The organism is Pseudonocardia sp. NPDC049635, assembly GCF_040659795.1.
In the GTDB taxonomy this organism is placed as follows: Bacteria; Actinomycetota; Actinomycetes; order Mycobacteriales; family Pseudonocardiaceae; genus Pseudonocardia.
Genome location: NZ_JBFAON010000001.1, coordinates 103,213 through 126,144 on the forward strand (window position 1 = coordinate 103,213; position 22,932 = coordinate 126,144).

17 protein-coding genes are annotated in these 22,932 nt (G+C 74.1%); 2 read left to right on the forward strand and 15 right to left on the reverse strand.

Annotated features, from left to right (window positions below; genetic code table 11):
* Positions 1–13: 13 nt before the first annotated feature.
* Together AB0J24_RS00490 and purT are read right to left on the reverse strand one after the other, a co-directional pair.
* Positions 14–1,288: a patatin-like phospholipase family protein gene (locus tag AB0J24_RS00490; RefSeq protein ID WP_358673162.1), complete on the reverse strand. Its 1,275-nt coding sequence runs from the start codon at positions 1,286–1,288 to the stop codon at positions 14–16.
* Between the two features lie 158 nt (positions 1,289–1,446).
* Complete coding sequence (gene purT / locus AB0J24_RS00495; protein ID WP_358673165.1) at positions 1,447–2,646, reverse strand: formate-dependent phosphoribosylglycinamide formyltransferase; 1,200 nt, start codon at positions 2,644–2,646, stop codon at positions 1,447–1,449.
* 234 nt (positions 2,647–2,880) lie between these two features.
* Here purT and AB0J24_RS00500 point away from each other — a divergent pair, with 234 nt between their 5' ends.
* Entirely contained in the window at positions 2,881–4,059 is a 1,179-nt protein-coding gene (locus AB0J24_RS00500) for an acetyl-CoA hydrolase/transferase C-terminal domain-containing protein (RefSeq protein ID WP_358673168.1), read from the forward strand.
* Between the two features lie 70 nt (positions 4,060–4,129).
* On the opposite strand, the gene pgl is transcribed toward AB0J24_RS00500, so the two are convergent.
* The 6 genes from pgl to tkt form a co-directional block, all read right to left on the reverse strand.
* Positions 4,130–4,915, reverse strand: a complete 786-nt coding sequence (gene pgl, locus AB0J24_RS00505) for a 6-phosphogluconolactonase (protein WP_358674314.1) — start codon at positions 4,913–4,915, stop codon at positions 4,130–4,132.
* 8 nt (positions 4,916–4,923) lie between these two features.
* Positions 4,924–5,868 (reverse strand): glucose-6-phosphate dehydrogenase assembly protein OpcA, encoded by a 945-nt coding sequence (opcA, locus tag AB0J24_RS00510; protein WP_358673171.1) that lies wholly within the window; start codon positions 5,866–5,868, stop codon positions 4,924–4,926.
* Between the two features lie 139 nt (positions 5,869–6,007).
* Positions 6,008–7,552 carry a glucose-6-phosphate dehydrogenase gene (gene zwf, locus AB0J24_RS00515; RefSeq protein WP_358673174.1) on the reverse strand — a complete coding sequence of 515 codons (1,545 nt, stop codon included), beginning with the start codon at positions 7,550–7,552 and terminating at the stop codon, positions 6,008–6,010.
* 52 nt (positions 7,553–7,604) lie between these two features.
* The gene (locus tag AB0J24_RS00520) at positions 7,605–9,284 is read right to left on the reverse strand and encodes a hypothetical protein (RefSeq protein WP_358673177.1); all 1,680 of its coding nucleotides are present in this window, start codon (positions 9,282–9,284) and stop codon (positions 7,605–7,607) included.
* A gap of 3 nt (positions 9,285–9,287) precedes the next feature.
* A complete protein-coding gene (gene tal, locus AB0J24_RS00525) occupies positions 9,288–10,397 on the reverse strand; it encodes a transaldolase (RefSeq protein WP_358673180.1) in 1,110 nt (369 codons plus the stop codon).
* A 27-nt stretch (positions 10,398–10,424) separates the two neighbouring features.
* Positions 10,425–12,491, reverse strand: a complete 2,067-nt coding sequence (tkt, locus tag AB0J24_RS00530; protein ID WP_358674316.1) for a transketolase — start codon at positions 12,489–12,491, stop codon at positions 10,425–10,427.
* Positions 12,492–13,080: 589 nt separating this feature from the next.
* Here tkt and AB0J24_RS00535 point away from each other — a divergent pair.
* Positions 13,081–13,971 (forward strand): heme o synthase, encoded by an 891-nt coding sequence (locus AB0J24_RS00535; protein ID WP_358674319.1) that lies wholly within the window; start codon positions 13,081–13,083, stop codon positions 13,969–13,971.
* 21 nt (positions 13,972–13,992) lie between these two features.
* On the opposite strand, the gene AB0J24_RS00540 is transcribed toward AB0J24_RS00535, so the two are convergent.
* The 7 genes from AB0J24_RS00540 to mptB all read right to left on the reverse strand — a co-directional run bounded on the left by AB0J24_RS00540 (position 13,993) and on the right by mptB (position 22,798).
* Positions 13,993–16,038 carry a prolyl oligopeptidase family serine peptidase gene (locus AB0J24_RS00540; protein WP_358673183.1) on the reverse strand — a complete coding sequence of 682 codons (2,046 nt, stop codon included), beginning with the start codon at positions 16,036–16,038 and terminating at the stop codon, positions 13,993–13,995.
* A gap of 63 nt (positions 16,039–16,101) precedes the next feature.
* The gene (locus AB0J24_RS00545; RefSeq protein ID WP_358673186.1) at positions 16,102–17,076 is read right to left on the reverse strand and encodes a quinone oxidoreductase; all 975 of its coding nucleotides are present in this window, start codon (positions 17,074–17,076) and stop codon (positions 16,102–16,104) included.
* Between the two features lie 75 nt (positions 17,077–17,151).
* Positions 17,152–18,138: a COX15/CtaA family protein gene (locus AB0J24_RS00550; protein ID WP_358673189.1), complete on the reverse strand. Its 987-nt coding sequence runs from the start codon at positions 18,136–18,138 to the stop codon at positions 17,152–17,154.
* Positions 18,139–18,182: 44 nt separating this feature from the next.
* A complete protein-coding gene (locus AB0J24_RS00555) occupies positions 18,183–19,340 on the reverse strand; it encodes a DUF418 domain-containing protein (RefSeq protein WP_358673193.1) in 1,158 nt (385 codons plus the stop codon).
* A gap of 151 nt (positions 19,341–19,491) precedes the next feature.
* A complete protein-coding gene (locus tag AB0J24_RS00560; protein ID WP_358673196.1) occupies positions 19,492–20,271 on the reverse strand; it encodes an ABC transporter permease in 780 nt (259 codons plus the stop codon).
* Positions 20,268–21,179 (reverse strand): ABC transporter ATP-binding protein, encoded by a 912-nt coding sequence (locus AB0J24_RS00565; RefSeq protein ID WP_358673198.1) that lies wholly within the window; start codon positions 21,177–21,179, stop codon positions 20,268–20,270. Before AB0J24_RS00565 ends, AB0J24_RS00560 begins: the two co-directional genes overlap by 4 nt.
* Positions 21,176–22,798 carry a polyprenol phosphomannose-dependent alpha 1,6 mannosyltransferase MptB gene (gene mptB, locus AB0J24_RS00570; RefSeq protein ID WP_358673200.1) on the reverse strand — a complete coding sequence of 541 codons (1,623 nt, stop codon included), beginning with the start codon at positions 22,796–22,798 and terminating at the stop codon, positions 21,176–21,178. The genes AB0J24_RS00565 and mptB overlap by 4 nt, the downstream gene beginning before the upstream one ends.
* Positions 22,799–22,932: the final 134 nt, after the last annotated feature.

Genomic DNA, 22,932 nt, shown 5'->3' on the forward strand with positions numbered 1-22,932 from the left:
CCGCACGGGCGGCTCAGGGCCCGGCGGGGGCCCGCCGTCGCCGGGCGGTGTCGGCCTGCCCGGCGACGGTCCGCTCCGTTCTCGTGTGTCCGGTGCCCGCGTGCCCGGTGTCCGGGGTGGCCGACCGGGCGGCGTGCGCGGCCCCGAGGTCCGCGGCGGCCGCGGCGAACGCGGGATCGAAGAACAGGAAGCTGAGCAGCTCGGCGCCGTGGGTCAGGTCGGTGTCCGGGACGGCCCCGCCGACCAGCCGTTCCAGCACCAGCAGCGACGGGTTGCGCAGCGCCCGCAGGCCGCCGTACTCGCGGCGGCGGACCTCGGCGGCCAGCTCGGCGAGCTCGGTGGCCCGATCGGCGGGAGGACCCGCGAACCAGGTACCGACCCGCGAGTGCCGGGTGTCGGCGCCGCGGTCGATCTCCGTGTTGACCGCGCGCAGCGTGCGCAGGTCCTCCGTGACACCGGCGCCGAGCACGATGCGCAGCGCGAGCGCGGCGACCGCGTAGGCGTCGGGCACCCGGTCCGGGGGAGGCACGGCGTCCGGCGAGGGGGTCGCCGGGGTCGTCGCGACGACCCCGATCCGGTCCGCGCCCAGGCGCAGCGCGGGCTTCAGCGGCGTGTTGAGCCGGACACCGCCGTCGACGTACCACCCCGCGCCCGGACCGTCGATCCGGCGCGGTGCGAACAGCACGGGCACCGCGGCCGAGGCGAGCAGATGGTCCGGGCCCAGCCGGGTGCCGACGTAGCGGATGTCGCGGCCCGGGTCGTACGGCGGCAGCGCGACGTCGGGGCCGTGCTCGACGAACACGACCGTGCCGCCGGTCCCGGCGTCGGTGCAGGCGACCCCGACCGCGTCGACGGATCCGTGGGCGACCGCGTGGTGCAACCGGTCCCAGTCCACGACCCGCTCGACGACCGGATGGAGCCGGTCGGCGTCGAGCAGCCGGGTGACCCGCGCAGGCAGCCCGAGCGCGCGGCGCAGCCCCGAGGGGACACCCAGCAGGTCACCGGTGTAGGCGATGCCCGCCTCCAGCGCCGACGACGGCAGCGCGACCACCTCCGAGGTCCGCACCGACGCCCAGCGAGCGACGAGCTCGGCCGCGGCATCCTCCGGCTCGTACCCGGCGAGCCCGGCGAGCGCGGCCACGTTGAGCGCGCCCGCGCTCGTCCCGACCAGCACCGACGGCGCCGACCAGGTGCGGGTCAGCCGGGGCAGCAGCCGGGTGAGCGCCCCCGCCTCGTACGCGCCGCGGGCGCCGGCGCCGGCGACGACCAGTCCGGTCCGTCCCGCCATCGCCCGCCCCCTCGCCTCGGCCTCCGAGCGTCAGATTACCCGCGGGTCACCTCGGGTCGGCCGTCGCGGCTTCCCGCGGTGGCGTCGGCGGCCGTCGTGACGTGCCCGCCCCGGGGCCGGTGAGCTCGTCGGTGCGGCCGGTCCCGGACGCGCGGTGCTCAGCGGTGCGGGACCGGCCGGACGTGGGCGGCGGCCGTGCGCGCGCGGTCGCGGGCGGTGTCGACGTCGTCGGCGAATGCGACCGCGACCCCCATCCGGCGTCGCTCACCGGCCGTCGGCTTGCCGAACAGTCGCAGGTCGGCTCCCGGCACGGCGAGTGCCTCGGCGACACCCTCGTAGTCCGGGGCGGTCATCTCCTGCCCGCCGTAGACGACCGCGGACGCGCCGGGGGAGCGCAGCGTCGTGTCCACCGGCAGGCCGAGCACGGCGCGCGCGTGCAACTCGAACTCGCTGAGCCGCTGGGTGGCGAGCGTGACCAGACCGGTGTCGTGCGGTCGCGGACTGACCTCGGAGAACAGCACGGTGTGCTCGCCGCCGTCCCGGCCCTCGCGGACGAACAGCTCCACCCCGAAGATCCCGCGCCCGCCGAGCGCCTCGGTGACCCGGCCCGCCACGTCCTGCGCGGCGGCCAGCGCGGCGGGCGACATGGGCTGCGGCTGCCAGGACTCGACGTAGTCGCCGTCCTCCTGGCGGTGCCCGACCGGCTCGCAGAACGCCGTGCCCCCGGCGTGCCGCACGGTCAGCAGGGTGATCTCGTAGTCGAACTCGACGAAGCCCTCGACGATCACCCGCGGGTTCGACACCCGCCCGGCGCTGCGGGCGTGCTCCCAGGCCGACTCGGCCTCGCCGGCGTCCTTGAGCACCGACTGCCCCTTGCCCGACGACGACATCACCGGCTTCAGGACGCACGGCAGCCCCACCCGCTCGATCGCCGCCCGGACCTCGTCGAGCGTGTCGGCGAACGCGTAGGGCGACGTCGGCAGCCCCAGCTCCTCGGCAGCGAGACGCCGGATCCCCTCCCGGTCCATCGTCAGCTTCGCCGCCCGCGCGGTCGGCACCACGGTCGTCCCGGCGGCCTCGATCTCGACCAGCGCGTTCGTCGCGATCGCCTCGATCTCGGGAATGATCAGATCAGGCGCCTCCTGCTCGATCAGCGTCGCCAGCGTGACCGGGTCGGTCATGTCGATCGCGTGCCAGCGGTGCGCGACCTGGTGCGCCGGGGCGTGCGGGTAACGGTCGACGGCGACGACCTCGACGCCGAGCCGCTGGAAGGCGATCGCGACCTCCTTGCCGAGCTCACCCGAGCCGAGCAGCAGTACGCGGGTCGCGGCCGGGCCGAGCGGGGTACCGATGCGCATGGGGATCGACCCTAACGGCCGGTCCGGCGCCGGTACCGCATCCGAGGGCGCCATCTCACACCGGTGGATCCGGTGACCACCCGGCCGGGACGCCGGCGACGGCGTCGGCCGGGGCGGTCCGCACCGGCCGCCCGAGCGTGCGCGCCGCGGCCTCGACGTCGTCGTGGATGGCGGATCTGCTGTCCCCCCGTACGGTGCCGTGCCCGGACCGGGCAGCCGTGATCGAATCACGTCATGGTGACGTTCGTCGAGATCGTGAGCCCACACTCGCGCGTAGCACTCGGCGACGGCTGTGGCGCCCCCACCGAGCTCTACCGCCCGCTGAGCGAAGCGGCCGCCGGGAAGGACGTCCGCCTCGTTCTGGGCTGGGTTCCGGGCCCGGTGAGCCACCTCGACCTGGAGGCCTTCGCCGACGTCCGGACGGTGATGGGAGGGTCGGGACTGCGCCGGGCGATCGAGAACGGCCGCGTGAGAAGCGTTCCGTGCCGGCTCTCGGCCGTCCCCCGGCTCCTCACCGGGGCTCTCCGTCCGGATCTCCTCGTCGCCACCCTCGTGCGGCGCGGTGACGGGTTGTATCCCGGTACCGAATCCTCCTACCTGCGAGGGCTGATCGCGGCCGGCGTCCCCGTGGCCGCCGTGGTCTCCACCCTCGCGCCGTGCGCCGACTCGGGCCCCCCGATCCCGCCGGGGCAGGTCACCGTCCTCGCCGAGACCGACACGCCACCGCTCGAGATACCGGATGCCGCCCCGAGCGCTGCGGACGACGTCATCGCGCGGCAGGTCGCCGCCCTGGTGCCCGAAGGTGCCCGGATCCAGGTGGGCCCCGGGCGGTTGGCGCAGGCGATCGTGGGAGCGCTGGAGGTGCCGGTCCGGGTGGACTCGGGGTTGTTGCCCGAGCCCGTGGTCGACCTGGAGGCCAAGGGGCTCCTGATCGGTGAGCCCAGTGCCGCGTACCTCGCCGGCACCCGCCGCCTCTACGACTGGGCCGAGGGGCGCCGGATCCTGCATCCCATCGAGCACACGCACGACCTCGGCAGGCTCTCGGCGGCGGACGCCCCGCCCCTGGTCGCGTTGAACTCCGCGCTGGAGGTCGACCTGGACGGGCAGGTCAACGCCGAGGGCGTCGGGCCCGCGGCCGCGGGAATGATCGGGGGGCACCCGGACTTCTCCGCGGCGGCCGCCAGGGGCCCCGGCGCCTCCGTCATCGCGCTGCCGAGCACCGTGAAGGGGGCCCCGACGCTCGTCGAACGCCTGTCCCGGCCGGTCACCACGCCGTCGCACGACGTCGAGGTCGTGGTCACCGAACGCGGCGTCGCCGATCTGCGCGGCCTGGACCGCACGGAGCGCCGCGCCGCGCTCCGCGCGCTCTGGGACGGGGAGATCCTCGCCCGGGCGGACCGATCCGGGCACTGACCCGGCCCGTGGGCCGAGCACCGTCCCGTGCCGGCCGGCCCGGCCCGCTCCGGTGGTCTCCCGACGGACATCAGGTCGCCCGCGGCAGGAACCCCTCCGGCAACGCCCCCGCCGCCTCGGCGTCGATCAGCCAGCGGGTCCATCCGGTGCCGCGCGCCCCGGCCACCGGGAGCTCCGTCTCCGGGGTCCCGGTCAGCGCCCCGGCCACCGCGGGCGCCTTCCCGGCCCCGGCGGCGACCACCCACACCTCGCGGGAGCGACGGGCCGCGGCCAGGGTCATCGAGATCCGGGTCGGCGGCGGTTTCGGGCAGTCGAACACCGGGACGACGGTGGCGGCCTGTTCGTGCACGGCGGGGGAGTCCGGGAACACCGACAGGGTGTGGCCCTCCTCGCCCATCCCGACCAGGGTCACGTCGAACGCGGGTACTCCGTCCTCCCCGGGCAGGGCGAGATCGTCGAGCAGCCGGGCGTAGCTGCGGGCCGCCTGCACCGCGTCGTCGGCCGTGCCGCCTCCGGCGGGGGCAGCGGGCATCGGGTGCACCCGTGCCGGGTCCAGCGGCAGCCCGTCGAGCAGCGCCTCGCGGGCCTGCCGGTCGTTGCGCTCGGCGTCGTCCGCGGGCACGAACCGCTCGTCACCCCAGAACAGGTCGACCCGGGACCAGTCGACCGCCCGGTGGGCCGCGGAGGCCGCGACGTCGCGCAACAGCGCGATGCCGACCCCACCCCCGGTCAGCACCACGCGCGGGACGGCGCCGCTGGCCTGCACGTCGACCAGCGCGGTGACCAGCCGTGCCGCGACGGCCGCGGCCAGGGCGTCCTTGTCGGGATGGACGGCGATCTGGATCTTCTCGCTCACACTCACGCTCACACCTTCACCGGGGCGCGGCCGCGGGTCACCTGGGACACCCCGGCCAGCGCCTCCTCGTACACCTCGTCGGGATCGAGCCGCCGCAGCTCCTCGGCCAGGCAGTCGGGCACCTCGCGGCGGGCCAGCGCGATCAGCCGCTCCGGCTGGCCCGGCTGGGTCAACCTCGCGGTGCGGCCGTCCGGGCGGGCCAGCTCGATGTCGCCGGACGGCCGGTTCAGCCGGATCAGCGTCAGCCCCTGCTCCTGGGCCGACGGCGAACGCTTCACCCGCACCCCGAGCGCGGAGGCCAGCCAGCCGGCCATCAGCTCGGTGGACGGCGAGACCGCCTCCCCGGCGACGACGGCGCCGGTCACCTCCTCGTACGGCGGCACGTCCAGCGCCGCCGCCAGCTGGGCCCGCCAGAGCGTGAGCCGGGTCCAGGTGAGATCGGTGTCGCCGGGCGCGTAGTCCTTGCGCCGCTGCTCGAACGCCTTCATCGGGTTCTTCGCCGAGAGCGCATCGGTGATCCGGCGCTGCGCCAGCTTCCCGACCGCGTCCTCGGACGGGCTGGCGGGCGCCTCGCCCGGCCACCACGCGACGACCGGGGCGTCCGGCAGCAGCAGCGGCATCACCATGCCCGCGCCCGCGTCCTCCGCGGCGAGCGCGCCGTACCCGCGCAGCACGATCACCTCGCTGGCACCGGCGTCACCTCCGACCCGGATCTGCGCGTCGAGCCGGGCCGCCGCCCGGCGCTGCCCGCGGGCCAGCACGATCACCCGGCACGGGTGCTCTCGGCTGGCCGAGTTCGCGGCGTCGACGGCGCGCTCCAGGCCCGGGCCGTCGTCGGTGACGACGACCAGCGTGAGCACCCGGCCGAGCGCGAACACACCGCCGGACTCACGGAGCTCGACGAGCTTGCGGTTGACCGCCGAGGTGTTGCTCGACGGCAGATCGATGATCATGACGAGACCCCTCGTGGGTGGGAGGTGGTGCGGTGGCGGCTCACCGGCGGCGCCGTCGCGGCCGTTCGGAGGCTCACGGGCGGTGTTGTTGCGGTCGTTCGGAGGCTCACGGGCGGTGTTGTTGCGGCCGTTCGACGGCTCACGGCCGGCGCCACTGCCGGCCGGTGCGGGCCAGCATCTCGGCCGAGGAGTCGGGGCCCCACGAACCGGCGGGGTAGCCGTCCGGGCCCTCCGGCGAGGCCGCCCAGTGTTCGATCACCGGGTCGAGGATCTCCCAGGACCGTTCGACCTCCTCGTTGACCGGGAACAGCGACGGCTCGCCCAGCAGCACGTCCAGGATCAACCGCTCGTAGGCCTCCGGTGACGACTCGGTGAACGCGTTGCCGTAACCGAAATCCATGGTGACGTCGCGGACCTCCATCTGGTTCCCGGGCACCTTGGAGCCGAACCGCATCGTCACCCCCTCGTCCGGCTGCACCCGGATCACCAGGGCGTTCTGCCCGAGCTCCTCGGTCATCGTGGCGTCGAAGGGCAGGTGCGGCGCGCGCTTGAACACGACCGCGATCTCGGTGACCCGCCGCCCCAGCCGCTTACCGGTGCGCAGGTAGAACGGCACACCCGCCCACCGCCGGTTCTCCACCTCACAGGTGATCGCGGCGAAGGTCTCGGTGGTCGACTCGGGGTTGAACCCCTCCTCCTCCTTGAGCCCCGGCACCTGCTCGCCGCCCTGCCAGCCACCCTCGTACTGCCCGCGGGCGGTCGTCTCCGACAGCGGCAGCGCCAGCTTGACCGCCTTCAGCACCTTGATCTTCTCGGCGCGCAACTCGTCCGAGGAGAACGACGTGGGCTCCTCCATCGCGGTGAAGGCGAGCAGCTGCAGCAGGTGGTTCTGGATGACGTCGCGGGCGGCCCCGATCCCGTCGTAGTAACCCGCCCGCCCGCCCAGGCCGATGTCCTCGGCCATGGTGATCTGCACGTGGTCGACGTAGTTGGCGTTCCAGATCGGCTCGAAGAGCTGGTTGGCGAAGCGCAGCGCCAGCACGTTCTGGACGGTCTCCTTGCCCAGGTAGTGGTCGATGCGGAACACCGAGTCCTCGGGGAAGACCTCGTTGACGATCGCGTTGAGCTCCCTGGCCGAGGCCAGGTCGTGCCCGAACGGCTTCTCGATCACCACCCGCCGCCACACGTCCGGGTCCTCCTGCGCGGACAGCCCGGAGCGGGCCAGCTGCTTGCACACCACCGGGAACGCACTCGGCGGGATCGACAGGTAGAACGCGTGGTTACCACCGGTGCCGCGCTTCTCGTCGAGGTCACGGACCGTGCGCTCCAGCTCGTCGAACGCGGCGTCGTCGTCGAAGGAGCCCTGGACGAACCGCAGCCCCTCGGCGAGCCGGTCCCAGACCTCCTGCCGGAACGGGGTGCGGGCGTGCTCGCGGACCGCGTCGTGGACGATCTTCCCGAAGTCCTCGGTGTTCCACTCCCGGCGGGCGAAGCCGGTGAGCGCGAAGCCCGGCGGCAGCAGGCCGCGATTGGCCAGGTCGTAGATGGCGGGCATCAGCTTCTTGCGCGACAGGTCCCCGGTCACCCCGAAGATCACCAAGCCGCACGGGCCGGCGATGCGGGGGAGGCGCTTGTCCCGTGGGTCGCGCAGCGGGTTGGTACGGCCGCCGTTGGCGGTGGGCATCGCCCCTCCTGGTGTCGGTTCTCGACAGCTGGTCGTACGGCCCGTCGTGCGGCTAGTCGCCCGGCCGGGTGCCCCGCCCGGCTTCCAGAGCCCTGGCGAGCGTCACGAGGCCGGCCAACCGGTCGTTCAGGTGCAGCCGCAGCACCGGGCGCCCCCGGCTGCGCTGCGCGCGGACGACCGCACGGGCCTGTGCCGCATGCAGGCTATCCAGTCCGGACGATTCCGGCGCGGTCCCCGCGCCGAACGGATCACCGGTACCACCCGATCCGCCGGGATCTCCACCGCCGCCGGTGAGGTGGCAGTGGACCGCCCGGTCGGGTCCGCCGGTGTCGCCGCTGCGGCAACCCGGTGCCCACCCGAAGGCGACGGGCAGCCCGGTCCGTGCCGCCAACGGGCCGCGCAGCACCGCGACCGACGCGTCGGACTCCGGATCCAGCCAGGCCGACACCGCCAGGTGGCCGTCGGTGTCCGCGGCCGCGGCGAGTGCGTCCAGCGCGTCCGCGAGGGTGCCCACGCCGGGGGGCAGCCAGTCGTCCCCGTGCACCGCGACACCACCGTCGACGAACGACGGCGGGTCGTCCGGCCCACCGGGGACGGGTGCCGGTGCCACCGTGGAGAACGGGTCGGTCCGCAGGGCCCGGGCGGCCAGCGCCGCGGCGACCTGCCACAGCACGATCGTCGCGCCGGGTGAGGCATCGGTGCGGACGGCGCCGAGCCCCGGGGCGGGCGCCGGGCCGGTCCCGTCGGCGTGCACGTCGACCACCCGGACGGGTGCGGCCGGGTCCGTGACCCGCGGCCCGGGCAGCGTCTCACCGGGGCCGGTGGGGACGGCGGCCAGGCCGGCCGCGGTGAGCAGCGGCGCGAGCCATGCGGTCAGGGCGGGGGAGCGGTCGTCGTCGCGCAGCGCCAGCACCGACCGGCCGGCCGCGACCAGCGCGCCGGCGAGCAGCAGCGCCGGGTTCTCCGGATCGTCCTCGCCGAGCGCGGCGGCGGCCGGGACGGCTGCCCCGAGCATCCCGGCGACGTCGGCCCCGGCCAGACCGGCCGGGACCAGCCCGAGCGGCCCCAGGGCGCCGAACCGGGCGGGCACGTCGGCGTCCAGGGTGACGACGGTGATCCCGGCGCCGGGGGTGTCCAGCGGTGAGCCGGGCTCGGTCAGGTGCACGGTGCGGCCGTCGAGCGTCTCGACGCCGATCTCGTCGGCCAGCGCCGAGGCCACCGCGTGCCGAACGGCGCCGACCACCGGATCGTCCCCGGCCGGGTCGGCGACCACGAGCACGGTCTCGTCCAGCTCCCCGGAGAGCGCCTCGGCGACCTGGACCGGGTCTGCGGAGTCGAGCGCGGTCAACCGGGTGGTGTCCGGGGAGCCCGCCGCGACCAGCCGGGCCACGGCGACCGCGTCCGGGGTGCCGACCAGCAGCACCCGGTGTGCCCCGAGCACCGCGAACCGTTCGCGCAGCGCCGCGACCTGACCGGCCAGTGGGCGCGAGGCCCTGGCCAGACCGGTCCAGCCGGTGCCGGCGCCGGGCGTGGCGGGCCAGACGCTCGGGTCACCCTCGGCGACCCGGGAGGCGACGGTCTCCTCCGCGAGGTCACCGGCGATCCGGCGGGCGGCCGAGGCGAACGGTTCGCCGGCCAGCACCACCCGCACGGGCGCCGCGGGCCCCGGGCCGGAGCCGCCGGCGGCGGCGGAGCCGAGATCGGCCCCGTCGCCGCCGGATGTGTCCGCCACCGGCTACCGCGCGGCGTCGATCTGGGAGCGGACGGTCTCCTGCAGCTCGCCCCACGACTTCTCGAACTTCTGCACGCCCTCGTTCTCGAGGGTGAGGAAGACGTCGTCGAGGTCGATGCCGACGCCCTCCAGGTCGGTGAAGACCTGCTGGGCGGCGCCCGCGGTGTCGGTCACCCGGTCCCCGGAGACCTCGCCGTGGTCGGCGAACGCCTCCAGCGTCTTCTCCGGCATGGTGTTCACGGTGTTGTCCACCACCAGTTCGGAGACGTAGAGGGTGTCCGGGTAGTCCGGGTTCTTCACACCGGTCGACGCCCACAGCGGGCGCTGCGCGTTCGCACCCTTGGCGGCCAGCGTCTCCCAGCGGGCACCGGAGAACGCGGCCCGGTACGCCGCGTAGGCGAGCCGGGAGTTCGCGATCGCCGCCTTGCCGCGCAGCGCGAGCGCCTCCTCGCCGCCGACGGCCTCCAGCCGGGTGTCGATCTCCGAGTCCACCCGGGAGACGAAGAAGGAGCCGACCGAGTGGATCCGGGCCAGGTCCTGGCCGTTGTCCACGGCCTGCTCCAGACCGGTCAGGTAGGCGTCCATCACGGCCTTGTACCGCTCCACCGAGAAGATCAGCGTCACGTTCACGCTGATCCCCTCCGCGGTGGCGCGGGTGATCGCGGGCAGACCCGCCTCCGTGGCCGGGATCTTCACCAGCAGGTTCGGCCGGTCGACGGTCTTCCAGATGTCGGCGGCCTGGGCGACGGTCTGCTCGGTGTCGCGCGCCAGGCGCGGGTCGACCTCCAGCGAGACCCGCCCGTCGACGCCGTCGGTGCGCTCCCAGACCCCGGAGAAGACGTCACAGGCCTGCTGCACGTCGGCGACGGTGATCTCGCGGATCGCCGAGTCGACGTCGGCGCCGCGGGCGGCGAGCTCGCGGACCTGCTCGTCGTAGGCGGCACCGTCGGCCAGCGCCGCGGCGAAGATGGTGGGGTTGGTGGTGACCCCGACGACGTGCTTGTCCTCGATCAGCTCCACGAGGTTGCCGCTGTTGAGCCGCTCTCGGGACAGGTCGTCGAGCCAGATGGACACACCCGCCGCGGAGAGCGCGGCGAGACGATCGTTGCTCATGGTTGCTCCTTGTGGGTCAGGAGTGGCTCAGGCGGGCTTGTTCGCCGCGGCGAGTGTCTCCCGCGCGGCGGCGGCGACGGTCTCGCCGGTGAATCCGAACTTCTCGAACAGGGTGGCCTGGTCGGCGCTGGCACCGAAGTGCTCGATCGACACCGAGCGCCCGGCGTCGCCGACGAACTCGCGCCACGGCATCGCGATGCCCGCCTCGACCGAGACGCGCGCCCTCACCGCGGCGGGGAGCACGGACTCGCGGTACTCGGCGTCCTGCGCGGAGAACCACTCGACACACGGCATCGAGACCACCCTGGTGCCGACGCCCTCGGCCTCCAGGATCTTCCGCGCGGCGACCGCGAGGTGCAGCTCGGAGCCGGTGGCGATGATCACGACCTGCGGGTCGCCGGACGACGCCTCCTCCAGCACGTAGCCGCCGCGGGCGACGCCCTCGGCGGAGGTGCCGGACAGCGTCGGCACGTTCTGCCGGGTCAGCGCGAACCCGATCGGGCCGTCGGACGGGCGCTCCAGGGCGGCCTTCCAGGCGTAGGCGGTCTCGTTCGCGTCACCGGGCCGCACGACCGACAGCCCCGGGATCGCCCGCAGCGAGGCCAGGTGCTCGATCGGCTGGTGGGTCGGTCCGTCCTCGCCGAGGCCGATCGAGTCGTGCGTCCACACGTAGAGCGGGTTGGTCTTCATCAGCGCGGCCAGCCGGACGGCGGGACGCATGTAGTCGGAGAAGACCAGGAAGGTGCCGCCGTAGGGACGGGTCGGGCCGTGCAGCGCGATGCCGTTGAGGATCGCGCCCATCGCGTGCTCGCGGACGCCGAAGTGCAGCGTGCGGCCGTAGGGCTGGGCCTTCCAGGTGCCGGTGCTGGCCGAGACCGGACCGAACGAGTCGGCCCCCTTCATCGTGGTGTTGTTCGACTCGGCCAGGTCGGCCGATCCGCCCCACAGCTCGGGCAGCACGTCGGCGACGGCGGCGAGCACCGCGCCGGAGGCCTTGCGGGTCGCGAGGCCCTTCTCGTCGACCTCCCAGTGCGGCAGGCCATCGGCCCAGCCCTCGGGCAGCTGCTTCGCCAGCAGCCGATCGAGCAGCTGCTTGCGCTGCGGCTCCCGCTGCGCCCACTCGTCGAAGGTGCCCTGCCAGGCGTCGTGCTCGGCGCGGGAGCGCTCGCCGACCGAGCGGGTGTGCTTCAGCACCTCGTCGTCGACGTCGAACTCCTTGTCCGGGTCGAACCCGAGGACCTCCTTGACCGCGCGGACCTCCTCGTCGCCCAGCGCGGAGCCGTGCGCGGCGCCGGTGTTCATCTTGTTCGGCGACGGGTAGCCGATCACCGTGCGCAACATGATGAACGACGGCCGCGAGGTCTCCGCCCGGGCGGCCTGGAGCGCCTCGAGGATGCCGGTGACGTTCTCGCCGCCCTCGACGACCTGCACGTGCCAGCCGTAGGACTCGTACCGCTTCGCCGTGTCCTCGTTGAGGGCGATGTTCGTGTCGTCCTCGATGGAGATCTCGTTGGCGTCGTAGATCACCGTGAGGTTGCCGAGCTCCTGGCGCCCCGCCAGCGACGACGCCTCGGAGGTGACACCCTCCTCGATGTCACCGTCCGAGGCGATCACGTAGATCTGGTGGTCGAACGGGCTGGTGCCGGCGGGCGCGTCCGGGTCGAACAGGCCGCGCTCGCGCCGGGCGGCGATCGCCATGCCGACCGCCGAGGCCAGGCCCTGGCCCAGCGGCCCGGTGGTCATCTCGACGCCGGGGGTGTGCCCGTACTCCGGGTGCCCGGGGGTGAGCGAGCCCCACTGGCGGAGCTGCTCGAGGTCCTCCCGCTCCAGGCCGTAACCGGCCAGGTAGAGCTGGATGTAGAGGGTGAGGCTGGAGTGCCCGGCCGACAGCACGAAGCGGTCGCGGCCCATCCAGTCAGGATCGGCCGGATCGTGGCGCATCACCCGCTGGAACAGCGTGTAGGCGAGCGGGGCCAGGCTCATCGCGGTGCCCGGGTGACCACTGCCGCACTTCTGGACGGCGTCCGCGGCCAGTACCCGGACGGTGTCCACGGCCTTGCTGTCCAGGTCGGTCCAGTCGTCGGGCACATGCACGCGGGTGAGCGCGGCGACGGCGCTGTCCCCGGCGTGTGGGGACGTGGCGGTCTCGGACAAGGCGATGACTCCTGTACTCGCGTCGGCGTCTGAGGGGTCTCTGACGGGGATTTCTTGCGGGTCTGGCTGGTCGCTGATCGGTCGCTGATCGGTGCTGCCGTGGGCGGCTCGGCGGCGGGGAGCGGGTGCCGGCCCCGTGCGTTCCCGGTGCGCCGCGACGCTGCACTGCGACCTGGACCACCCGGTGGCGTCCTCGCCACCCCCGGCGCCGCCCACCCTACTGCGGACGCCCGGCCTGCGGGTTTGCCGACCGCCGCGGCACCGGCCCCGGTCACCCGACACGGGAGTACCCCGGCGCCCCGCGCGGCATGCCACCGGTTAGCATCGACGCGCTGTAGAACGTGGCGCCCTGCTACCGCGAGGACCTCGGCTCTAGAGCCCAGCCCGAACACCGAGCCGATCGAGGTACGAACAGGTGAGCGCACCAGCGTCGCGCCGGAGCCGGACCGCCGAGCCGCCCTCGGGAGCGGCCGTACCCACGGCCACCGGCCCGGCTCCGGAGTCCCCGGTCGTCGCTCCCGCCGGTCGGCTGGCCCGGATCCGGGCCACCCTGCTGGCGTACCTGGGCCTGACCAAGACCCGGATCATCGAGCAGCTGCTCGTGGTCACGGTGCCCGCGATGTTCCTCGCCCAGCGCGGGATCCCCTCGCTCTGGCTGATCGCCGCCACCCTGGTCGGTGGCGCGATGGCCGCCGCCGCGGCACACGCCCTGAACTGCGTCGTCGACGCCGACATCGACAAGCAGATGAAGCGCACCGCACGCCGGCCGCTGGCCCGCGGCGAGGTCCCCACCCGCAACGCACTGATCTTCGGCCTGGTGCTCGCCGCGGCCAGCTCGGTGTGGCTCGGGTTCACGACCAACTGGCTCGCGGCCGCGCTGTCGGTGGCGGCCATCGCGTTCTACGTGCTGGTCTACACGCTGATCCTGAAGCGGCGGACCGCACAGAACATCGTCTGGGGCGGCGCCGCCGGCTGCATGCCGGTCGTGATCGGCTGGGCCGCGGTCACCGGCACCGTCGAGTGGCCGGCGCTGGTGATGTTCGGCGTGATCTTCTTCTGGACGCCACCGCACTTCTGGGCCCTCGCCATGCGCTACCGCGAGGACTACGCGGCGGCCGGGGTGCCGATGCTGCCGGTGGTCGCGCCGGCGCCCGCGGTCTCGGTGCGGATCGTCGTCTACAGCTGGGTGATGGTGGCCTGGAGCCTGCTGCTGCTGCCGGTGACCTCCTGGGTCTACCTGGCGGTCGCCCTACTCGGCGGCGCGTACTTCGTGTTCCGGGCGCACCGGCTGCACGCAGCCGTCCGCGCCGGCGGCGAGGTCTCGCCGATGCCGCTGTTCCACCTGTCGAACATCTACCTGTGCGTGCTGTTCGCCGCGATCGCGGTGGACGCCGGGCTGGGACTGCCGGTCCTGTTCTAGGGGCTCCGGCGTCCACGCCGCTCAGCGCAGCAGCTCGGGCGTCTCCCACGGCTGCCCCAGCACGTGCTCGCCGAGGAACGCGTACACCGTCCGGTACCAGACGATCGCGTGGTTCGGTGCGAGGACCCAGTGGTTCTCGTCCGGGAAGTACAGGAAGCGGTGCGGGTTCGCCGCGGGATCGGCCTGCCGGGACACCAGGTCCCACCACAGCCGCAGACCCTCCCCGATCGGCACCCGGTAGTCCTTGTCGCCGTGGATCACCAGCATCGGGGTGGTGATCGCGTCGGCGTGCCGGTGCGGGCTGTTCTCCCAGGTCATCTCCGGTGTCATCTCGGTCAGCCAGTACTCGGCGTGGTCGGTCGTGGGGCCGAACTGGTCGAGTGCCCACAGGCTGGCGTGGGTGACGATCGCGGCGAACCGGTCGGTGTGCCCGGCGATCCAGTTCGCCATGTACCCGCCGAACGAGCCACCCATCGCGGCGACCCGGGTGCGGTCGATCTCCGGGCGGGTCAGCGTCGCGTCGGTGACGGCCATCAGGTCCTCGTAGGGCGGTCCTCCCCACCGGCCCCAGCCGCGCTGCACGAAGTCCTGCCCGTAGCCGGTGGACAGCGCCGGATCGGGCAGCAGCACCGCGTACCCACGGGCGGCCAGCAGCCACGGGTTCCACCGCCACGCCCAGGCGTTCCAGCTCGCCAGCGGGCCACCGTGGATCCACAACAGCAGCGGTGCCGGCCGGTCCGGCCCGGCACCCTCGGGCAGCACCAGCCAGCCGCGCAACCGGGTGCCGTCCGCCGCGGTCGTCTCCACCTCGGTGAGCTCGCCGGGCAGTTGCACCGCCGGTACCGGGCCACGCAGGTACTCCGGGGTGCCGTCGGCGCCCGTCGCGTCCACCCGGACCGGGGCCGGGGCGGCATCGACCGCGTTGCGCAGCGCGTACACCCACCGCCCGTCCGGTGACGGGCAGGGATCGGAGTAGCAGCCGTGGTCACCGGTCAGCCGGGTCACCGTGTCACCGCCTGCCGCGAGATCGATCCGGAACAGCGGGCCACGGCCGTCGTGGTCGGCGGTGACGATCAGCGCCGAGGAGTCCGCGGTCCAGCGGGCCGAGGACGGCCATCGGTCCCAGCCCTCGGCGACCGGGCGGGCCGGACCGCCCGCCAGCGGCACGAGCACCAGGTCGATCCGGGGCGCGACCTGCGGGGTGGAGATCCGCTCCCGGCGTACGACGACGGTCCGCCCGTCCGGGCTGATCCGCGGGTCGGAGTACTCGTGGCCGTCGTCGACGAGCAGGTCGCGGTGCTCGCCGGTGACCGTGTCGATAGCGACGATGCCGGGCCGCCAGGTGCCGTGCCCGTACGCCCGGTGCCAGCCGGTGACGACGGTCGAACCGTCCGGGGAGACGTCGAAGGAGGTCTCGTCGAGCGCCCGGCCCGGTGCCGGGGTGAGATCGGTCCATCCGGTGTCACCGGGCCCGTCGCTGTCCGGTGCGGCGACCAGCAACCGGTTCTCGGCCGGCCCGAGATCGCGGTCCCAGTGCCGCACCGGGTAGCCGGTGTGCAGGATCGCGGTGACCTTCGCGTCGCTGCGGGCCGCCCGGCGCTGCTCGTCGTCGGCGGCGCTCACCGCCGCGGGCAGCGTCGGCGAGGACGCCACCACGGTTCCGGAGCCGGCGGCGACCGCGACGTCGGCGAGCCCGCCCGGCCGGGTCCCGACCTGGCGGGCCTCGCCACCGCCTGCGGGGAGCAGCCAGAGCGCGGTGGGCGGGTCGGTGTCCGGAGCGTTGTCGAGGTCCGGCCGCGACGACCGGAACATCAGGTCACCGTCCGGGGTGAAGACCGGTCCCGACTCCCCGGCGGATCCCCGGGTCAGTCGCCGTGCCGGGGCGCCGCCGGCCGGGTCGATCTCCCACAGCGCCGTCCGGTAGCGGGTGGCGTCGGTCTCCAGCTCGGCGACGCCGGTGACCAGCCGGGTGCCGTCGGGGGACAGCGCCAGCCCGCCCAGGCGGGGGAGCGCGACGTAGGCGTCGAGATCGTGGAACGGGGTCTTGGGGGCGTCGTCCGTCGGCACCCCCGGTTCATAGCACCCACGGCCCCGTCTCCACGAGCGGACCGCGCGCCGCGGCCCCGCGGTTCAGGACGGGAGCAGCACGATCTTGCCGGTGGTCCGCCTGGCCTGCAGGTCCTCGTGCGCGCTGCGGGCGTCCTCGAGCGGGTAGCGGTGCCCGATCCGCACATCCAGCCGGCCTGCCGCGACCTCGGTGTAGACGGCGTCCGCCCGGGCCCGCAGGGCCTCGGTGGTGTCGACGTAGTCGAACAGCTTCGGCCTGGTCAGGTACAGCGAGCCGCCCGCGTTGAGCCGTTGGGGGTCGACCGGGGGCACTGGGCCGGACGCGGCACCGTAGAGCACCAGGGTGCCCCGTTTGCGCAGCGACGCCAGGCTCGCGTCGAACGTCGTCCGGCCGACGCTGTCGAAGACGGCGTCGACGCCGGCCCCGCCGGACAGCCGGCGGACCTCGGCGGCGAGATCGTCCACCCTGGTGTAGTCGATCACCTCGGCGGCCCCGGCGGCGCGGGCGAGCTCGGCCTTCTCGGCGCTCGACGTCGTCCCGATGACCCGGGCGCCCTTCGCGGTCGCCAGCTGGGTGAGCAGCAACCCCACCCCACCGGCGGCGGCGTGCACCAACACGGTCTCCCCACCGGCCAGCGGACGGCAGTCGTTGACGAGGAAGTGCGCGGTCATGCCCTGCAGCAGTGCGCCGACGGCGACGTCGTCGGCGATCGTCTCCGGCACCGGGACGGCCTTAGCCCACGGGACGGTGATCTGCTCGGCGTAGCTTCCCAGCGTCTCGGCCCAGGCGATCCGGTCGCCCACCTCGACGCCCTGCACATCGGGACCGAGCGCGACGACCCGGCCGCTGCCCTCCAGACCCGGCACGTACGGGGTCTCGATCGGGTAGATGCCCTCGCGCTGGTAGGTGTCGATGTAGTTGACGCCCGCCGCGCCGATCTCGACCAGCACCTCGCCCGGCCCGGGGGCCGGCGGCTCGACGTCGGCGACCTCCAGTACGTCCGGCCCACCGGTCCTGGTCACCCGTATCGCTCGCATGCGCGTTCCTCCTCGTCGTGATGGTCGGCTGCCGCCGATCATGCCCTCAGGCGTCGCGACGGTGCACGGACCGGGTCAGGCGTGGTCGGCCGCGGCCGCGGCGAACGGACGGCCGTCGGTGGCGGCTGCCGCAGCGCGCGGAGCAGGCGCGGAGGGCGCCGGGCGGGTGGCGGTGCCCGCCCACATCCAGGCCGCCGCGGCGGTGACCAGACCGGCGCCCAGCACGTGCAGCGACACCAGCAGTTCGGGCACGCCGAGTGCGTACTGCACGCTGCCGAGCACCCCCTGGGCGAGGACGACGGCGATCAGCGTCGCGTACCGGCGGTGCAACGCGGCGGGTGCCTGCACGGCACGGAACAGGAACCCGATGCCGACCAGCACACCGAGGTAGAGGAACAGTGCGTCGACGTGGACCTGGGTGAGCAGCGGGATCGGCACGTCGAGCCGGGGAGTGTCCGGGTCGCCGCCGTGCGGCCCGGCGGCGGTGACCAGGGTCCCGGCGACCAGTAGCACCGCGAGGACGGCGGTGGAGAGCAGCACCAGGCCGCGACCCGCGGCGGGGACGGTGCGGGTGACCGGGCCGTCGTCCTCGGTGGTGGCCGTGACCAGCAGCACCGCGAACCACACCAGCACCATCGAGGCGAGGAAGTGCAGCATCACCGTCCACCAGGCCAGTCCGGCGAGCACGGTGATCCCGCCGATCACCGCCTGCGCGACGACACCGATCGGCATCGCCAGCGCGAGCGCGGTGAGCCGCCGCCTGCGTGGCCGGGTGAACAGTGCCGCGAGCAAGGTGGCCCCGGCGGTGAGCACCACGAGGATGCCGAGCAGCCGGTTGCCGAACTCGATCCACATGTGCAGCGGCGCGATCTCGGCGTGCGACACGGGCACCATGCTGCCCGGCTCGCACTGCGGCCAGGTCGAGCAGCCCAACCCGGAGCCGGTGACCCGCACGACCGAGCCGGTCACGCCGATCCCGATCTGGGCGACCAGGTTCGCGATCGCCAGCCGGCGCATCAGCACCTGCGGGGTGGACGGCACACGGCGGAGGAGACCGGTCACGCTGGACACACTACAAATGGTAGAAGGACGCCTGTGGTGTTCCGCTACCGGGACACCAACCGGCGCATCAGGGCGTCGACCGGACCGGGTCGGCCGACGGCCTCGAACCGTGCTGCGAGCAGCAGCGACACCAGCCAGACCGCCACCGCGGCGAGCAGCGCGCCCGTGTTCCCCACGTACCGGCCGACGCCGCCGAGATCGGGATGCAGCACGATCGCCACCAGCACCGAGTTGAGCAGGTAGAAGGTCAGCGAGCGGCGGCCCATCGCGGCGACCGCGGAGGCCACCGGGCCCGGCCGGTCCTGCAGCCGCAGGCCGAGCAGCGCGAACGCCGCCGCGTACCCCGCGCCGCCGGCAACCCCGGTCAGCACCTGCAGCGCGAACAGCAGACCACCGGCGACACCCCCGGGTGTGATCCCCCCGGTGATGATCAGGACGACGGGCAGCGCGCCGAGCACGGACACGGCGATCCCGCCGACGGCGATCCGGGCCAGCGTGCGGCGGTGCGCCGCCGGGTCGTCCAGCAGGCCGGCCCGGGCGGCCAGGTAGCCGAGCACCACGAGCAGCAACAGCGGGTAGGCGAACCCGATGTAGAGCGGGCCGACGGCCGCCCCGACGATCCGGCTGATCCAGTCGGCGGCCGTGGTGTAGCCGGGGACCGCCTCCGCGGCGGCGCCGGAGACCGTCGGCGACCACAGCCCGATCATGCCCACCGGCACGGTCAGCGCGTAGGCCGCGGCGAGCCCGAGCGCCGCCCGGCGGACCGTCCGGTCCGGCCGGAACAGCAGCCCCCCGGTCAGCAGCGCCGCCAGACCGTAGGAGGCGAGGATCTCGCCCGGGAACACCAGGATCGCGTGCACCAGCCCGAACAGCACCAGGAACAGGCCGCGGCGGCGGACCAGCCGCCGGCAGTCGGCCTCGGGGACGCCGCGGCCGCGCCGACGGACCACCGACCAGGCGAGGCCGTAGCCGAACAGGATCGCGAACATCGGGAACGCCCGGTTGTCCAGCAGCAGCGTGGTCAGTACCGCCGCGACCCGGTCGACGGCGGCGGCGTCGGTCATCGGGGTGCCGAACGGGACACCGGCGTAGACCCCGGCGTAGGCCATCACGATGAGCAGCAGCATCGCGCCCCGGGCCAGGTCGGGGGCGAGCATGCGGCCGGTGTCCGGGCGTCCGGCCCGCTCGGTCTCGCGGGTCATGGCTGGGGCCTCCTGATCGGCGTGCCGCCGGGCGTGGGAGACCCGGCCGGCGTCGATCATGTCGGCCGAGCGGAGCAATCGGATCCCCCGGAAGTCATGGTCCCGGGTTTCCGAGGTGGATCGGCGGCCCCTCCTTCGGTGGGCGTGCCGATCAGTGCCAGCGGACCAGCCGCGCCGCCGCGAACCCGGCGGCCACCGCCCACCCGGCGAGCACCACCAGGGATCCGGCTGCCGGGAACCGCCCCTCGCCGAGTGCGGCCCGCAGCGCGTCGGCCAGCGCTCCCGAGGGCAACCAGGGCGCCACCGCGGCGAGCGGGCCGGGCAGGTCGGCCACCGGGACGAGGATCCCGCCGGCCAGCAGCAGCACGAACCACACGACGTTCGCCACCGCGAGCACGATGTCGGCACGCAGTGTCCCGCCGAGCAGGATGCCCAGCGCACCGAACGCTGCGGCACCCAGCAGCACCGCGACCAGGACACCGTCGATCCGGGCCCCGGCGGGCGTCCAGCCGAGGAAGGCGGCCAGCACCGTCAGCATCACCACCTGCAGCACCACCACGACCGCGACCGCGAGCAACCGTCCGCACACCAGCAGCCAGCGCGGCAACGCGGTCGCCGCGAGCCGGCGGAGCGCGCCGTAGCGGCGGTCGAAACCGAGCGCGATCGCCTGGCTGGTGAACGCCGAGCTCATCACGGCGAGGGCCAGCATCGACGCCAGGAACCAGCTCACCCGCGGTTCCGGCGAGGGCAGCGCGGGCACCACGGTGAGCCCGACCAGCAAGGCGGCCGGGATCAGCAACGTGAGCAGCACCTGCTCGGCGTTGCGCAGGGCCAGCCGGGTCTCCAGGCCGCCCTGCGCGCGGAGCATCGTCAGCGCGTTGCCGCGGCCCGGGTCGGGGGTGAAGGTCCCGGCGGGGAACCGTTCGGTCACGAGCGCAGCTCCCGTCCGGTCAGATCGAGGAAGACGTCCTCCAGGCTGCGCCGCACGACCTGCACGTCCTCGGCGAGCACCCCCTGGTCGGCACACCAGGTGGTGATCGCGGCCAGCGCGCCGGGGTCGATCCGGCCCTGCACCCGGTACCGGCCGGGCGCGGTCTCGCTGGTCGCGTAGCCGTGCGGGAGGCGGCGGTCCAGCCCCGCCGTGTCCATCCCGGGCCGGGCCCGGAACCGCAGCTCCGTCTGGTCGCCCGCGGTCAGCTGGGCGGGGGAGCCGTGCGCGACGACCCGGCCACGGTTGAGGATGACGACGTCGTCGGCGAGCTGCTCGGCCTCGTCCATCAGATGGGTGGTGAGCAGGACCCCCACCCCGTCCCGGCGCAGCGCACGGACCAGGTCCCACACCAGGTGCCGGGCCTGCGGGTCGAGTCCGGCGGTGGGCTCGTCGAGGAACACCAGCTCCGGGCGCCCGACGACGGCGCAGGCGAGCGCGAGCCGCTGCTGTTCCCCGCCGGAGAGCCGCTTGTAGGGCGTGCCCGCCCGCGCCCGCAGCCCGAGCACGTCGATCAGGTGGTCGGGATCGATCGGGTTCGCGGCGCAGGCCGCCACCAGGTGCAGCATCTCGCCGGTGCGTACGGCCGGGTAGGCGCCGCCGCCCTGCGGCATCACGCCGACCCGGGGTCGGACGGCCTCGTCGTCCGGGGCCCGGCCGAGCACCGTGACGGTGCCGGCGTCGGCCCGGCGGAAGCCGGTGCAGACCTCGACCGTGCTGGACTTGCCGGCCCCGTTCGGGCCGAGCAGCGCCAGGACCTCGCCGCGGGCCAGGTCGAGATCGACACCGTCGACGGCGGTGACCGGGCCGTAGCGGACGGCCAGGTCGCGTGCCTCGAGTGCGGGGCTCATCGGACGGGGTCCGGTTCCGGGGCGGGCACGTTCGCGGACGGGGCCCGCAGCAACCGGTGGACCACCAGCAGGGACAGAGCGAACATCACGATCCCGGCGATGACGGCGAGCGGCAGCTGGAACCCGCGGAAGATGAAGTCGGCCCCGGTCGGTGGCACCACCAGCGCGAGGAACGCCGACAGCAGCAGCATCGCGCGCCGGTAGTGCGGCATCGCCCGTGTCGCGACCAGCGGGAGCAGCGCCCAGAAGAGGTACCAGGGGTGCACGACCGGGCCCAGGAGCACCACGGCACCCAGACCCGCGCCGGTGGCGGTGACCGGATCGACCTTTCCGCGCAGGCAGCCGAGCAGCAGCACGATGATGATGACCGCGATCGGGATCGCGAACAGGCCCCTGGCCAGGGTGAGGGTGGCGGTGGTGTGGTCGCCGAGCCCGGCCAGCCGGCCCACCTGGCCGGCGAGCAGGCCGACGTCGGTGCTGACCGACATCCAGCTGAGGATCTCGCTGGGGGCGGACAGGCCGCGCAGCCAGTTGAACCCCAGGCCGGTCGCGAAGCTGAAGAACGAGAAGACGACGACCGCCACCGCGGTCAGCCAGCTGGTCATCACCACCCAGTCGACGAGTCTCCCGCCGCGCCGCCGGATGAGGTGGACGCCGACGAACCCGAGGGCGACCAGCGCGGGGAGCTTGACCGACGCGGCGGCCACCACCAGCGCGGCACCGAGCGTGATCTTCCACCAGGGCTGGATCGCGTCGTCGGGGCCGAGCATCACGTAGAGCCCGAGCAGCATCAGCGGGATCATGATCGACTCGTTGTGGATCCCGCTGACCAGGTGGAACAGCACCAGCGGGTTCGCGGCGCCGAGCCACAGCACCAGACCGGCGTCGAGATCGAAGCGGGCGGCCAGCCGGGGGAGGACCCAGACCAGCAGCGCGACCCCGAGCAGCGCGAGGATGCGGTGCTCGATGATCCCGAGCACCACGTTCTCACCGGACAACGCCGTGATGATCCGGCCCAGGCCGAGGAACAGCGGGCCGTAGGGGGCGGGTGTGTCCCGCCAGATCGTCGGGATCCCGCGGGTCAGCGGGTCGTCGATGCCCAGCGCCTGCGCCGGGCCGATCGAGTACGGGTCGATCCCGCGCGCGAGCGTCGCGCTCTGCGCCAGGTAGCTGTAGATGTCCTTGGAGAACATCGGCGGCGCGAGCGCCAGCGGCAGGCCCCACAGCAGTGCCGTGCGCCCCAGCTCGCGCCGCTCCGGTGCCGGGTGCTTGGCGCCGCGCGCGGTGAGCATCCGGGCGATCCACAGCCACGCCGTGACCACCATCAGCAGACCGGCGTAGGTGACGGCGATGGCCAGCGTGACGTTGCGGGCGGGCAGACCGATCACCCGCAGGCCGTTCAGCGGGTTCGGCACCGGGAACGCGCCGGAGCCCAGCGCGCTGATGCCCATGAGGATCGCCCCGGTCAGGCCGAGCCGCCGGGCGATCCGGGCCTGGTCACGCAGCCCGCGCCGGTTCGTCGGCCGGTTCCGGGAGCGTGGTCCGTCCGGATCCGCCGACGGCTCCGCTCGCCTGGGGGAGTCGTCGCGCCCGGGTGGGGCGACCTCGGGCGTCACCATGCGCACGAGGTTAATGGGGGCACCTGCCGGCCCGGGGTACCGGCCCTCACCGGCCGCGACCGGCAGCAGGGGTGAGCCCGGTCACCCGCAGCGGGGGCGGTTTTGCCGAGCGCGGGTATATCCGCAACACTGGT

Coding starts and splice junctions, on each gene's coding strand:
- AB0J24_RS00490 (WP_358673162.1), bottom strand. CDS start 1,288: ATGGCGGGACGGACCGGACTGGTCGTCGCCGGCGCCGGCGCCCGCGGC.
- purT (WP_358673165.1), bottom strand. CDS start 2,646: ATGCGCATCGGTACCCCGCTCGGCCCGGCCGCGACCCGCGTACTGCTG.
- AB0J24_RS00500 (WP_358673168.1), top strand. CDS start 2,881: ATGGTGACGTTCGTCGAGATCGTGAGCCCACACTCGCGCGTAGCACTC.
- opcA (WP_358673171.1), bottom strand. CDS start 5,868: ATGATCATCGATCTGCCGTCGAGCAACACCTCGGCGGTCAACCGCAAG.
- zwf (WP_358673174.1), bottom strand. CDS start 7,552: ATGCCCACCGCCAACGGCGGCCGTACCAACCCGCTGCGCGACCCACGG.
- tal (WP_358673180.1), bottom strand. CDS start 10,397: ATGAGCAACGATCGTCTCGCCGCGCTCTCCGCGGCGGGTGTGTCCATC.
- AB0J24_RS00545 (WP_358673186.1), bottom strand. CDS start 17,076: ATGCGAGCGATACGGGTGACCAGGACCGGTGGGCCGGACGTACTGGAG.
- AB0J24_RS00555 (WP_358673193.1), bottom strand. CDS start 19,340: ATGACCCGCGAGACCGAGCGGGCCGGACGCCCGGACACCGGCCGCATG.
- AB0J24_RS00565 (WP_358673198.1), bottom strand. CDS start 21,179: ATGAGCCCCGCACTCGAGGCACGCGACCTGGCCGTCCGCTACGGCCCG.
- mptB (WP_358673200.1), bottom strand. CDS start 22,798: ATGGTGACGCCCGAGGTCGCCCCACCCGGGCGCGACGACTCCCCCAGG.